This window comes from Sphingosinicella microcystinivorans (assembly GCF_003634215.1).
Lineage (GTDB): Bacteria > Pseudomonadota > Alphaproteobacteria > Sphingomonadales > Sphingomonadaceae > Sphingosinicella > Sphingosinicella microcystinivorans.
In genome coordinates, this window is sequence record NZ_RBWX01000010.1 from 307,870 (window position 1) to 321,809 (window position 13,940).

Sequence of the window (13,940 nt, forward strand, 5' to 3'; positions counted from 1 at the left end):
ATGAACCACAAGGCCCCCGCCGTTCCTCCCCTCGGTTTCTGGATGGCGCTCGCGCTGGTCATGGGCAACATGATCGGCTCGGGCGTGTTCATGCTGCCCGCGAGCCTCGCCCCCTTCGGCTGGAATGCCATGTTCGGATGGGTGCTGACCATCGGTGGCGCGCTCTGCCTGGCCTATGTGTTTGCGGCGATGGCGCGCGAGATGCCGCACGCGGGCGGGCCGCACGGGTTTGTGGAAGCGGCGTTCGGGCATCTGCCTGCGTTCCTCATCAGCTGGTCCTACATTATTTCGATCCTGGTCGGCGTCGCGGCGCTGGCGACGGGCGGTGTCAGCTACCTCACAGCGTTTTCTCCGAGAATCGCGGCGACGCCCGGTGCGCCGGCCCTGCTTGCGGTGTCGCTGCTCTGGGGGCTTATCCTGCTGAATGTACGCGGCGCTCGGGCGGCAGGACGGTTCCAGCTGCTGACCCTCGGGCTCAAGCTGCTGCCGCTTGCCGTGATCGTGGGGATCGCGACCGTGGCTTTTCTGGGCGGGGGACAGCCTGCAACGCCCTATGTGCCCGAGACGATCTCGATGACTGCAATCAACGCGACCGCGGCGCTGACGCTGTGGGCTATGCTCGGTTTCGAATCCGCCTGCGTGCCGCAAGACAAGGTTGACCGGCCGCAGACTACGATCCCGCGCGCCACCATGGTGGGCACGCTTATCGCTGGGCTGATCTACTTCGCGGTCTGCACGGCGGTGATCATGCTGATGCCGGCCGGTGCGGTGGCAAATTCGAACGCGCCGCTTGCGGATGTGATCGCCGGCTACTGGGGGACGGGTGCCGGACTGGCCGTGGCGCTGTTCGCGGCGGTGAGCGCGATCGGCGCGATCAACGGCTGGATTCTCGTCGCCGGCGAATATCCGCTCGCCATGGCGCGGAAAGGCGATTTTCCCCACCTCTTCCGCAAGGTGAACGCGCGCGGCACGCCGGTTCGCGGGCTCCTGATCGGCGGCGCGCTGATCACGGTGCTGGTGCTTTCCAACTACACGCGCACGATGGCGGGACTGTTCACGTTCATGGCGCTGCTCTCAACATCCGCGACGCTGGTGCTCTATTTTGCGGGCGCCGCTGCGGCGGTCCGTCTGATGCTGAAACGCCAGATGACGATCACGCCGCTGCTCGCCATTTTGACGCCTCTCGGGCTCATTTATGCGATTTGGGCGTTTCAGGGCGCGGGCGCCGAAGCGAACGGCTGGGCGCTCGTACTGCTGATCGCCGGGCTTCCCGTCTATCTACTCGTGCGCCGTCAAAAAGCAGCGGTGAGGCGAGATGAGGGCGCGACAAAAGGTTAACACGCCGATATAGGAGCCTCGCTAGTTTGGGAGGGCAAAGTTGGCACGCGCGCAGTTTCAAAGACTGGATCCCGATTTCCGACGCCAAAGTCTGATCGACGCGACCGCACATTGCCTCGCCCGCTACGGTATCGGCGGCACCTCAGTCCGAACGATCTGTGCGGTGGCGGGGGTTTCGGCCGGTCTTTTGCGCCACTACTTCGCCGGAATCGACGAGCTGATCGCAGAGACCTACGCGGACGTTGGCGACCGGCTGGTGGCGAATATGATCGCCGCGGCGGACAAGGCGGGGCCTGATCCGCGCGAGCAGCTTCGCGCCTTCGTGATGGCAAGCTTCAAGCCGCCGGTCGCGGACCCGGACCAGTTGGCAACGTGGCTCGCGTTCTGGAGTCTCATCAAGAGCGACCCGCGCATCCGCGAACTCCACACTGAAAACTACGCCAGCCACCGAACGCCCGTGGAAAGAATGGTCCGGGAAATCCTGGGGCCGGAGGCGAGCCATGTGGACGTTCGGCTGACGGCGGTTGGCGTGACGGCGCTGGTGGATGGTCTCTGGCTTGAAATCTGCCTCGATTCGTCGACCTTCACGCCCGAGGAGGCCGCGCGCATTGCCGACAAGTGGCTGAACACATTGGTCGGCGATCCGCTGAAAGTGCTTGCCGACTGACGAGGCGGCTTCTTACACCTGTAAAACAGGTGGGAGATTCTTCGAATGCTGAAAACCGGAACTTCGTTCGTCCTCGCGGCCTTGCTGGCGGCTGCCCCGACGCTTGCCGCAACTCCTGCGCAGGTTGACGGCGCCAAGGCCATGCTCGGCAAGTCGATCGCCTTTCCGACCGTGGCCGGGCGCGGGCAGGTGCCGGTGTACGCGGCTTATCTGGCGAGCGAGCTGAAGAGCGCAGGTTTCAAGGACGGCGAAATCAGCATCGAGCCGCTTGGCGAGACGGCCTCGTTGATCCTGACGTGGAAGGGTGCGGGCAAGAAGAAGCCGATCGTGCTCAACGCGCACATGGATGTGGTGGAGGCGAAACGCGAAGACTGGGAACGTGACCCGTTCGTGATGGCCGAGGAGGGCGGATACCTCTTTGGGCGCGGCATCAGCGACAACAAGTTCGACGTGGTGATGCTGGTGCAGACGCTGATGAACCTGAAGCGCGAGGGTTTCAAACCGTCCCGCGACATCGTGCTGCTCCTCACCGGCGACGAGGAAACTGCGCAGAAGACGGCGGCGGCCATCGCGCCCCGCTACAAGGACGCGGCGATGGTGCTGAACGGCGATGGCGGCGGCGGAACGCTGGGTGCCGACGGTAAGCCGCTCTATTACACGATGCAGACGGCCGAGAAGACCTATGCCGACTACAAGCTGACCGTGACCGATCCGGGCGGCCATTCGAGCGCGCCGCGCGCGGAGAATGCGATCCTCATGCTGGGCGCTGCGCTGAAGCGGATCGCCGATGCTCCGTTCCCGCCCGAAACCAGCGAGACGACACGCGCCTATTTCGCTTCATCGGCGAAACGGACGCCGGGGGAGGCGGGCGACGCGATGGCGCGCTTCGCGGCCGACCCGAACGATGCTGCCGCGGCCGATATCCTCGCGAAATACCCGGAGCATATCGGCCAGACTCGAACGACCTGTGTGCCAACCATGATCAATGGTGGCCACGCCGAAAACGCGCTGCCGCAACGTGCGGTCGCCAACATCAACTGCCGGATATTCCCCGGCACGCCGCCTGAAGCCGTGCGCCAGCGGCTGCAGCAGCTTGCCGGCGACAAAGTGGTGGTGACGCTGCCAGAGCCGTTCCCGCAAAGCTCCACCTCACCGCTGCTGCCCGAGTTGGACGCTGCGCTGCGCAAGGCTGTCGACGGCCGCGCGAAGGGGCTTTCGATCATCCCGAGCATGTCGGCGGGCACGACCGACAGCCTGTTCTTCCGCGCCTCCGGCATCCCAAGCTACGGGGTTTCGGGCCTGTTCATGAAGCCGGATGACGAATACGCCCACGGTCTCAATGAACGTGTTCCGGTGGATGCGATCGGTCCGGCGCTCGATCATTACCGGACTTTGATCAGCATATTGGCGCGCTGAGCAGATTTTCCATCGCGCAAATGCGGATTCGTATTATTGGGGATGGCAAGCACTCGATAAGATTTGCATTGTATATCGGCGCCGGTTTCGAGAGCTTAAGGGAACGCAATGTCAACCATATCGCCATTGGCGGACCGCGCGTTTTCACTATACCTCGATACTTGGCGGTTCATCGCTGCGATCACGGTCGTCATCGCGCATATGAACATGGACGGCTTCGATTTTCCGCTTAAGACACCAAACGCCTTTTCGCACGAAGCGGTGATTGTCTTCTTTGTTCTTTCGGGTCTGGTGATTGCACACAGCACCTTCGAAGGCGGGCGGGACTGGAAGGCCTATCTTTTCGCCCGAGCAAGTCGCCTCTACGCGGTCGTGCTGCCGGCTATCGCCCTAAGTCTCGCCTGCGCTGCGCTGGTGGGCAAAGGCTGGACGGCCTGGGATCTCGTTTCGAGTCTGCTCTTTTTGAATGAAGTGTGGCTGAATCCGGCCAAACTGCCGCTTAACGGACCCTTCTGGTCCCTATGTTTCGAAGCCTTCTATTATACCCTCTTCGGTATATGGATTTTCGCGAAAGGCCCGGCACGTTACGTGGCTTTCGCAATCGTGGCGGTCGCTGCGGGACCCGCTATCCTGGCGCTTTCTCCGGCTTGGCTGTGTGGTGTCTGGCTTTACTACAATGCCCACAAGATATCGCTGCGTGGCAACTACGCTGTCGCCATCATCAGTCTTGGACTTATTTTCGTGATCGTTCTGAGCGGTGCCACGATGACGATTCGTGCGTGGATGTTCGATTTGACGCCTTACTGGTACGTCATGCGCCAGGCCACGCGCATCGTGACCGATATTATCATTGCGGGTCTCTTTACGGTTCACCTGCTTGCCGTACGGAACATCGTTCCTGAAATTCTGACCCGGTATGCATCGACGGTGCGCTATCTTGCGGGAGGAACGTTCACGATCTACCTCTTCCACCGGCCGATCATGCAGGCATTCGACAAGCCCGGCTACGGCCCACTGGCGTCGATTGCCACCTTCGTGGCGATCGTCGGCTTTTGCCTCCTCATATCGGGATCGCTCGAGAAGAAGCGGACCAGAATCCTTCGAGAACGATTGCCGCGGATAAGCTTCGCTTAGAGCTTCCCACCGCGCACAATCCAAACACGGGCGGTTTTGTCTGTCACGGAAACCGGCTACAGACTCGTTATGCAATCTGTGCTTTCCATTTCCGGCCTTTCGAAGACCTATTCGGGCGGCTTCACCGCGTTGAAGTCTGTCGATCTTGAAATCAGGAAGGGCGAGATTTTCGCGCTGCTCGGGCCAAACGGCGCGGGCAAGACGACGCTGATCTCCATCGTCTGCGGGATCGTGGTGCCCACGACGGGCACGGTGATCGCCGATGGGCACGATATTCAGCGCGAGTACCGCGCCGCGCGGATGAAGATCGGGCTGGTGCCACAGGAGCTGCACACCGACGCCTTCGAAACCGTGTGGGCGACGGTGAACCTGAGCCGGGGCATGTTCGGGCGCGCGCCGGACCCGGCGCTGATCGAGCAGATCCTGAAAGACCTGTCGCTGTGGGACAAGCGCAATTCGAAGATCATGGAGCTTTCGGGCGGTATGAAACGGCGCGTGATGATCGCGAAGGCGCTCAGCCACGAGCCGGAAATCCTGTTCCTCGATGAGCCGACGGCGGGTGTTGACGTGGAGCTCAGGCGTGACATGTGGAACCTCGTGCGCGGGCTTCGCGAACGCGGCGTCACCATCATCCTCACCACGCACTACATCGAGGAGGCCGAGGAGATGGCCGACCGTGTGGGCGTGATCAACAAGGGCGAGCTGATCCTGGTGGAAGACAAGGCGGCGCTGATGAAAAAGCTCGGCCGGAAGACGCTGACGCTGAACCTCACCGAACCGCTTGCCGCGCTTCCGCCGGAGCTTGGCGAGTGGAGCCTGAAGCTGAAGGCGGAGGGCAACGAGATCGAATACGAATTCGATGCCAACGCAGAGCGTACAGGCGTGCCGTCGCTACTGAGGCGGATGAGCGACATCGGGCTCGGCTTCAAGGATCTGAACACCGAGCAGAGCTCGCTGGAGGATATTTTCGTCGGCCTTGTGAGCGCTCGGTCCGAAACGCATGGCCAGGAGACACGGTCGTGATCTTCAACCGCCACGCCGTCTGGGCGATCTACAAGTTCGAGCTGGCGCGTTTCCGGCGCACGGTCTGGACGAGCCTGATCACCCCCGTGATCACGACGACGCTTTACTTCATCGTGTTCGGCTCGGCGATCGGCTCGCGGATGCAGGAGGTCGGCACGGTGCCTTACGGCGCGTTCATCGTGCCGGGGCTGATGCTGCTGACCATGCTGACCGAGAGCATCTCCAACGCGTCGTTCGGCATCTACATGCCGAAATGGACGGGAACGATCTACGAGCTGCTCTCCGCGCCGATCTCCGCGTTCGAGACCGTGCTCGCCTATGTGGGCGCTGCGGCCACGAAGTCGGTGATCCTCGGCCTCGTGATCTTCGCAACAGCGAACCTCTTCGTCGACATCGATATCGTGCATCCGCTCTGGATGATCCTGTTCATGGTCCTGCTTGCCGTGACGTTCTGCCTGTTCGGCTTCATCATCGGCATCTGGGCGAAGAACTTCGAGCAGCTGCAGATCATTCCGCTGCTCGTTGTGATGCCGCTGACGTTCCTCGGCGGCGCCTTTTATTCGATCGACATGCTTCCCGCCGCGTGGCGCACGGCAACGCTGTTCAACCCGATCGTCTATCTGATGAGCGGCTTCCGCTGGAGCTTCTTCGGCGCGGGCGATGTGAGCGTCGAACTCAGCCTTGCCGCGATGTTCGGTTTCCTGACGCTGTGCCTCGCCGTCGTCTGGTGGATCTTCCGGACGGGTTACCGGCTGAAGAACTGAGCGAGGGGTTTCCGCGGCCTGCGCGTGCGCGGGCGTGCGAGCAGCAGGTACATCACCGGCGTGACGATGCGGCTGAGCAGCGTCGAGGAGATGAGCCCGCCGATGATCACCCACGCGAGCGGGGAATAGAGCGCCGACCCGCCGAGCGCGAGGGGCATCAGGCCACCGATCGCTGTCACCGAGGTGAGCAGCACCGGCAGGAAGCGGATCTCGCCCGCTTGCTCGATCGCCTCGCGGAGGCCGAGGCCGCGCGCGCGAAGCTGTGACGTGAAATCGACGAGCAGGATCGAGTTCTTGATCTCGATACCGATGAGCGCGACGAAGCCGATGATGCCCATGTAACTCATCGGATAGCCGGTGAGCAGCAGCGCGATGATGCCGCCGAACATGCCGAGCGGGATGACGCCAGCGACCACGGCGACCTCGCGGAAACGCCCGAATTCGGCAACGAGAACGGCCATGATGCTGAACACCGCGAGGAGCAGGATGCTGCCGATGCCATCGAAGCTCTGCGCGCTTGCTTCCGCTTCGCCTCCGATGCCGAGCGCATAGCCCTGCGGCAGCGTGAGGCTTTGCAGGCGCTCCACCACATCCTTGTTGACGCGGGACGTGAGATAGCCTGCCTGAGTCCACGCGGTGACGGTGATGTTCCGTTCAAGCTGGTAGCGATCGATTCGCGGCGGCACGCTTTTGAGGTTCGGCTCGGCGACCTCGGCGAGCGGAATGGCGTTGCCATCGCTCGTGGTGACATAGACGGATTGCAGCGCCGATACCGGCTGCCGCTCACCCATGGGAAGGCGGACGACGACGGGGTAGGTGTCGCCCTCGTCGTCGCGGAAGCTTGCGGCGCGTTCGCCCGCGATGGCGAGGCGCAGCGCACGCCGGGGCTCACCGGGCGGTACACCGAGCAGTGCCGCCTTGTCCGCATCAAGCCCGAGATCGAGATCGACACGATCCACGGCGAGCGGGTTGTCGATGTCGCGCGTGCCCGGCGTAGCGCGGATGATCTTAGCGACCTCTCCGGCGATCATTTTCAGGACGCTGTTGTCCGGTCCGCTGATGCGGATGGCGATGGGGGCGTCGATCGGCGGGCCGTTTTCGAACTTGCGGACCGTGATGCGGGCATCGGGATCGGTGCTGAATACGCCGCGCAGGCGATCGAGCATCTCGTCGCTTTTCCCGGCAGTCCATTCCTTGAGCACGACGAACACCGCACCCTTGCGCGTTTCCTCGGTGAGTGACCGCACGTTGTAATAGACCTGCGGATTGCCCGCCCCGCTGTTTTCCATGAACGCGGAGACGCTGCCTTCCTTCGCGACCTCGGCGGCCACGCGGCGCACGACGCGGTCGGTCTGGGCGACGCTCGTACCTTCGGGCGTTTCGACTTCAACCATGAAATAGGGCGCGTCCGACGCGGGGAAGAGCTGCCAGCCCGCGACGGGGATGAGGCCGAGCGCGCCGATGCACAGCGCCATCGAAAGCGCGAGCGTGCGCTGCGGCTTTTCGAGCGCATAGTGCAGAACTGGACCGTAAAGCCCGTGAATGCCGCGGGTGAGCGACTTCAGGATCGCATTACCCTCTGGATCGTCGTCCCGGTGCAGAACGCGGCTGGCGAGAAACGGGATGATGGTGAGCGAAACGACAAGTGATGCGCCGACCGTGTAGATGACGGCAAGCGGCAGCGACCGTGTGAATTCACCTGCGCCGCCGGGCAGGAAAACCAATGGCAGGAAGGCGAACAGCAGCACGCCCGTCGAGCCAAACACGGCGGCGGTGATTTCCTTCGTGCCCGAAAGCGCGGCGGCGGTGCGATCCGCACCCATGCGCAGGTGGCGGGAGATGTTCTCCGTCACCACGATCGAGTCGTCCACGATCAGGCCGAGCGCGAGGATGAAGCCCGAAACGGAAAGCTGGTTCAGCGAAAAGTTGAACACGTGCAGCAGCAGCACGCCGGTCGCGAGGCTGAGCGGGATCGAGATCATCACGATCAGCGAGGCACGGGGGCCGAGCGGCAGCAGCGTGATGAGGACGAGGCCAAGCGCGATGCCGAAATCTCGCGCCAGCGTATCGAGCCGGTTGCGGATGTCGCGCGACTGGTCGAAGCCCAGTTCGAGTTTGATGTCGGGCGGAAGCTGGCTGCGCGCCACGGCGAGTGCCGTTTCGATTTCCTTGCGGATGCCGAGGACGTTGCCGTTTTCCTTTTGCATCGCTGTGACGAACACGGCGCGCTTGCCGTTGAAGCGCGTGATGTGTGTGTGTTCGGCGGTGGACCAATCCACCTCCGCCACATCGCCCACACGCACCAGTGTCCCGTCTTCGGCGCGGATGGGCACCGCACGAATCTCCGCAAGGCCGCGATAGGCGCCGCCCGCGTCGACGTTCAGACGGTGCTCGCCTGAATGCACGGCGCCCGCGGGCAGATCGACGCCGCCGCTTTGAAGCGCGGTGACGAGCGACGATGGGGGAATCCGGAGTTCTGCAAGGCGTCCGCTGTCGATGGCGATGCGAACCTCAGGGTTCGGCAGGCCGTAAATCTCGGTGGAGCGGATGCCGTCGACACGCGAGAGCCGCTCGGAAAGGTCGGTCGCGTACTTTTCCATGCGCCGCCACGAAGCGGTTTCGCTGACGAGCGCGAGTTGCACGACGGCGGCGTCGCTGGTGCGGACCTTGAGGTATTGGAGTGACGCAAGACCGGAGGGCAGGCGATCGCGAATGGCGCCGATTTCCCTTACCACTTCGTCGAAATGCTGCTCCGGGTCGCCGCCCCATTCGAACTCGGCCGTGATGACCGAAGCACCGTCCTTTGAGGTGGAATCGACGTCGACGATGCCGTCGAGGCCCTTGATCACCTCCTCGATCGGCTTTGCGACCGTTTCCTCCATATCCTGCGCATCGGCGCCCGGCTGCGAGGCGACGACGAGGACGACGGGGATCGGCAGGTGTGGATCGACGGCGCGCGGAATGTTGAGGAAGGCGTAGATCCCGAGCGCGGCAAGCAGCGTGAAGAGGACGAGCGTCAGCTGCCAGCGGCTGACGGCAAGGGTGGCGAGGTTCATGTGCCGGAAACGGTTGCCGTGACGCGGCTGCCGTCGGCGAGCTGGCTGATCCCGGTGATGGCGATTCGTTCCCCGGCCTTGAGGCCGGCGAGAACGGCGACGCCCCGATCATTCATGGCGCCGGTGACGATGCGGCGAGGCTTCACGCGCTTGCCGTCGGCATCCAGTACGTAGACGAACGCCTCTCCGGCGCGCGCCGCGAACACGGCGCTGCTCGGCACGAGCATCGTTTCCGGACCGCCGCCGCTAATGGAAAGCGTCGCATGGCCGATCTGGCCCGAACGCAGTGCCGGATCGGGCGGCAGTGCGAGTTCGACAGCGAATGTGCCGGTACGGTCGTCGGCACGGCCCGCGACCTCTATGATACGAGCGGCGCGGGGGGCGGGGCCAAGCGCCGCAATGTCGATGGGAACGCTGCCGGTGCGGATGATGCCCGCGGCCTGGATATCGGTGATAGGCACGCGCAGCACGAAGCCGTCGCGATTGTCGCCAAAGCTGATGACCGGCGTTCCGGCGTTCACGACTTGGTTCACCTCCGCGAAGCGGCGAAGGATATGGCCGTCCGCGGGTGCCGTGATGCGGGCGGTGCTCGCAGCGAACTGTGCGGACGTGGTCGCGGCCGCGGCGGCGCGGTACGCGGCTTCGGCGCTATCGAGCCGGGCACGGGTGAGCCAGCCCTTGGCGAAAAGATCGCGGGCGCGGGTGAGATCGGCCTGCGCACGTGTCCGCTCGGCGGCGGCGGCGGCAAGATCGGCGCCGACGGTCGTGGTGTCGAGCGCCGCGAGGAGCTGGCCCTTCCGCACACGGTCACCCTCTTCGACAGCGATGGTGGCGATGCGTCCGGGTGTCGTGAAGCCGAGATCGATTTCACGGCGCAGCCGCACGGTTCCTACGGCGCGAAAGGTGTCGGCAGCCTCAACTGGGCGGGCTTCGGCTACCCGAATCGGCACAGGCGCGGCCTCGGATGGTTTCGCCGCCTCATCCCCCGACGAACATGCGACGAGGGCAAGGAAGAAGGCCGCTGCGATGGGCCGAACGGATTTCATAGCGGCTGATCCACTTCCGAGTCGTACTCAGACGCAATACTGAACAGGTGATTCTAAGGGAAGATAGTCCCTAAAAAACTTAAACGATACGCTTCCGCGTCAATGTGTTGCGGACGTTTGATTGCTAGCGCGCTGCGCTTGGCGCTTCGGCGAGCGTATCGGGAACGAGTTCGACGCTTCGAAGTGCGCTGCGGCCAAATTCGTCTTCGGCTGCTTTCTGGATCGCGCCCGAGGTGGTGCTGCGCGAGGCGACCTTGATGCCGCGTTCCCCGAGGACGGCGGCAACGGCGGCGGCACGATCCTCGGCGAGCTTGTCACGCGCCTCACCGCTGTCGGCCTCGCCGCTCGCGACGCGGCCGTTGACGAGCACCGTGGTGATTCCCCAGCGCTTCAGTGCCCATGCGGCATCGACCACGGCCTCCATGCCCTTCGGCGACAGCGCGGCGGAATCTTCATCGAACGGTATGAGCGGCAGTTGGCCGACCGGCGGGATCACCATCACCGTCCAGCCCGGATGACGGATCGCGACGCGCGTTTCGAGTGCGCGCCAGGCGGGAAGGCGGATGCCGGGCATCGCTTCTGCTGTCATCGATGCGTAGCGGCGGGCGAGATCGACGTTGACGGCAGACGGCGACTGCGCACCGAGAATCGCGAGTTCGGCGGCGACCTGCTGTGCATCGGCTTCGGTCGCCTTGCGCAGCGATTCGCCTTGCGCCCGCTTTGCAGCTTCCAGCTCGCGCTGCTCGCGTTCCTTCAGGGTCGCGTCGCTGTCGACGAGGACTTGGGCGAGGTTGATCGCAATGGGTTCTTCGAGACGCGCACGCAGGCGTGCGCTGATCTGCTGATCGGCATCGTAGCGGCGTTTCGGCGTCTGCACCGTGGCGCGGGCGACGATCGGCTCGGCGGAAAAATCCATTTCGAGTTGCGATATGCGCGAGTCCGGCCCGAAGTAGGCCGAGATTGCTTCGCGCGTAAGACGGCTCGCGAGCGCTTCCCATGCGATCTGGTGCAGCGAGAGCAGCAGCGGCACGGACAGTATGGCGAAAATCCCCAAGATGCCGATGGTCTGGATGCGGGTGGAGCGGTCCGACATTGCGGTGCCGAAGCCGTACATCTTGGCCATCACCGCAGCGCTCAGCGCGATGGCGAGCAGATTGGTCATGAACAGGCCGAGCGCGCCGAAGAACACCAGGCCGTTCAGTGTCGCAAGGCCGTAGCCGACAACGGCGAGCGGCGGCATAAGGGCTGTAGCGATGGCAACGCCGACGATCGTTTCGCCGCGTCCGCGGATGACGGCATAGGCGCCCGCGAGCGCCGAGAAGATCGCGACCAGAAGGTCGAAGAAGTTCGGCCGCGTCCGCGCAAGGATTTCGGGCGTGACCGCCTGCAGCGGCGACAGGTAGACGACGAGGGCGCAGAAGCCGACGGCCGCGGCGACGCCGATTCCCAGTGTCGTCAGCGCAAGCCGCGCTTCGGCGAGGTTGAAGCGCGCAAGGCTGAAGCCAAGCGCCATGATCGGGCCCATGAGCGGCGAGATCAGCATCGCACCGATCACCACCGCAGGCGACGAAAGCAGCAGGCCGAGCACGGCGATGCCCGCCGACATGATGAGCATGAAGCCGAAGCGGGCGGACCAGTGCGCCTCGCCATCCAGCTTCGCGGCGACCTCCATATGATTGACGGAGCGCACCACCCAACGCCGCCAATAGGCGCGCTGGCGGCGCCACAACGTCGATGCCTGATGAAGCGTGGTGTCGATGCGGGCCTTCAGCCCTTTTCGCGTCGTGCTATCCAAATCCTCTACTCAACAGCCAGGCCGCGACCCCGATGACGATGACCGAAACGCCCACCCCCATCCGTGCATAATCGGAGAACCGATACCCTCCCGGCCCCATGACGAGCAAGTTGTTCTGGTGCCCGATGGGTGTGAGGAAGTCCGAGGATGCGCCGATCAGCACCATGATGAGGCCCGCATCGGGCGAGAAGCCCATGTATTCGGACATCTGGATTGCAAGCGGCCCCATGATGATCGCCGTCGCCACATTGTTGAGCAGCGCGGATAGCAGAAGCGTCGCGGCACCGATCGCTGCGAACGTGGCGAACACGCTGGCGTTGCCGAGCTGGGCACTCAGCCATTCCGAAAGGATGTTCACGGCCCCGGTCGATTCAAGGCTCTGGCCGACAGGGATCATCGCCGCGAGCATGATGACCACCGGCCAGTCGATCGACCGGTAGACTTCCGAAGTCGGAATCAGGCGCGTTGCCGCCAGTATTGCGGCTGCGGCGAAGAATGCGATCGCGGGGGACACGTCAAACCCGACGATGCCGACAATGGCGGCGGTGAATATGGCAACGATCGCGGCGGCGCGGCGCGGCTCGACGGGCGGGGTGTCGAGACGCCCGATCTCCAGAAGGCGGGCGTTCGCAATGAACGCGCCGAGCTGGTCGGCGGGGCCGTGAATGAACAGCTGATCGCCGGGCTGAATCTCCATTTCCGACAACGGCAACCGTTCGTGTGCCGCGCGCGGGCCCGCCGCGACGACGCGGAGCTGCTGGCCGCTCCGCCACGTAACCGCTTCGTGCCGCTGGCCGATGAGGAAGGAGCCGTGCGCCACGGCGGCTCGCACGGTTGTCGCGTCAGGTGCAGGATTGCGGGCGACGGTCGGAAAAGTGCCGGTCGCCTCGGACAGTTCCCAAGGGTCCTTGCGACTGAGGACGAGCACGCGGCGCCTGTCACCGCCGATCGCCTGCGAAAAGCTTTCGAAGCTTGCGAGGGGGCGGCTGCCCGACTTGCGCAGCGCCGCGCGGAGTTCCACCTCGTCCGTTTCTTCGGGGACATCGAGCTCGAAGATGCGCCAGGGGTTCGCGAACGCGCGAACAGGTGCGCGTGTGTCTGGCAGCAGCCGCCAGCCGATCACCGCCATGTAGAGAAGCCCCGCCGCGGCGACGCAGCTTGCCACCGGTGTCATCTGGAAGAAGCTGAACGGCTCTCCCAGCGAATTTTGCCGGATCGACGACAGAATGAGGTTCGCGGGCGTGCCGATCAATGTCGTCATGCCACCGAGGATGGTTGCGAACGCCAGCGGCATCAGCGCAGCGGAGGGAGAGCGCCGCGAATCGATGGCGACCTGCGTGGCGATCGGCATCGTGATGACGAGCGCGGCGATGTTGTTCATGAAGGCAGAGAGGACCGCGCCGACCACCATCACGATGATGAGCCTGATCGGGAAGGGCGCCTGCTCGGGAATCACCCGGCGCGTGAACGCCGCCGCGATACCGCTGAGCTCGACCGCGCGCCCGACTATAAGCACGGCGGCGACCGCGATCACCGCGGGGTCTGAAAAGCCGGCCAGTGCTTCCTTCGGGCTGACAACGCCCACCACCAGCGCGGCGAGCAGCGCGACGACGGCCACGAGGTCGTGCCGAACCTTCTCGCTGATGAAAAGCACCAGCGTTAGCGCGAGGATCGTCGAGCTGACGATTGCCGGGTCGATGG

10 protein-coding genes are annotated in these 13,940 nt (G+C 64.1%); 6 read left to right on the forward strand and 4 right to left on the reverse strand.

Features of this window, described 5'->3' with window-relative positions; all coding sequences use genetic code 11:
• The 6 genes from DFR51_RS16105 to DFR51_RS16130 all read left to right on the forward strand — a co-directional run bounded on the left by DFR51_RS16105 (nucleotide 1) and on the right by DFR51_RS16130 (nucleotide 6,342).
• On the forward strand, nucleotides 1-1,338 hold the full coding sequence (locus DFR51_RS16105) for an amino acid permease (protein ID WP_121053071.1): 1,338 nt from the start codon (nucleotides 1-3) through the stop codon (nucleotides 1,336-1,338).
• A gap of 40 nt (nucleotides 1,339-1,378) precedes the next feature.
• Complete coding sequence (locus DFR51_RS16110) at nucleotides 1,379-2,005, forward strand: TetR family transcriptional regulator C-terminal domain-containing protein (protein ID WP_121053073.1); 627 nt, start codon at nucleotides 1,379-1,381, stop codon at nucleotides 2,003-2,005.
• Nucleotides 2,006-2,050: 45 nt separating this feature from the next.
• The gene (locus DFR51_RS16115) at nucleotides 2,051-3,421 is read left to right on the forward strand and encodes a M20/M25/M40 family metallo-hydrolase (protein WP_121053075.1); all 1,371 of its coding nucleotides are present in this window, start codon (nucleotides 2,051-2,053) and stop codon (nucleotides 3,419-3,421) included.
• A 108-nt stretch (nucleotides 3,422-3,529) separates the two neighbouring features.
• On the forward strand, nucleotides 3,530-4,555 hold the full coding sequence (locus tag DFR51_RS16120; RefSeq protein ID WP_121053077.1) for an acyltransferase family protein: 1,026 nt from the start codon (nucleotides 3,530-3,532) through the stop codon (nucleotides 4,553-4,555).
• A 69-nt stretch (nucleotides 4,556-4,624) separates the two neighbouring features.
• Nucleotides 4,625-5,578 carry an ABC transporter ATP-binding protein gene (locus tag DFR51_RS16125; protein ID WP_121053079.1) on the forward strand — a complete coding sequence of 318 codons (954 nt, stop codon included), beginning with the start codon at nucleotides 4,625-4,627 and terminating at the stop codon, nucleotides 5,576-5,578.
• The gene (locus tag DFR51_RS16130) at nucleotides 5,575-6,342 is read left to right on the forward strand and encodes an ABC transporter permease (protein WP_121053081.1); all 768 of its coding nucleotides are present in this window, start codon (nucleotides 5,575-5,577) and stop codon (nucleotides 6,340-6,342) included. The genes DFR51_RS16125 and DFR51_RS16130 overlap by 4 nt, the downstream gene beginning before the upstream one ends.
• On the opposite strand, the gene DFR51_RS16135 is transcribed toward DFR51_RS16130, so the two are convergent.
• From DFR51_RS16135 to DFR51_RS16150, 4 genes are all read right to left on the reverse strand, one after another.
• Nucleotides 6,324-9,398 (reverse strand): efflux RND transporter permease subunit, encoded by a 3,075-nt coding sequence (locus DFR51_RS16135; RefSeq protein ID WP_121053083.1) that lies wholly within the window; start codon nucleotides 9,396-9,398, stop codon nucleotides 6,324-6,326. The genes DFR51_RS16130 and DFR51_RS16135 overlap by 19 nt on opposite strands.
• Nucleotides 9,395-10,444, reverse strand: a complete 1,050-nt coding sequence (locus DFR51_RS16140) for an efflux RND transporter periplasmic adaptor subunit (RefSeq protein WP_121053085.1) — start codon at nucleotides 10,442-10,444, stop codon at nucleotides 9,395-9,397. Before DFR51_RS16140 ends, DFR51_RS16135 begins: the two co-directional genes overlap by 4 nt.
• A gap of 124 nt (nucleotides 10,445-10,568) precedes the next feature.
• The gene (locus tag DFR51_RS16145; protein ID WP_121053087.1) at nucleotides 10,569-12,239 is read right to left on the reverse strand and encodes a DUF389 domain-containing protein; all 1,671 of its coding nucleotides are present in this window, start codon (nucleotides 12,237-12,239) and stop codon (nucleotides 10,569-10,571) included.
• Entirely contained in the window at nucleotides 12,232-13,893 is a 1,662-nt protein-coding gene (locus DFR51_RS16150) for an SLC13 family permease (protein WP_243445430.1), read from the reverse strand. The genes DFR51_RS16145 and DFR51_RS16150 overlap by 8 nt, the downstream gene beginning before the upstream one ends.
• Between the last annotated feature and the right edge of the window lie 47 nt (nucleotides 13,894-13,940).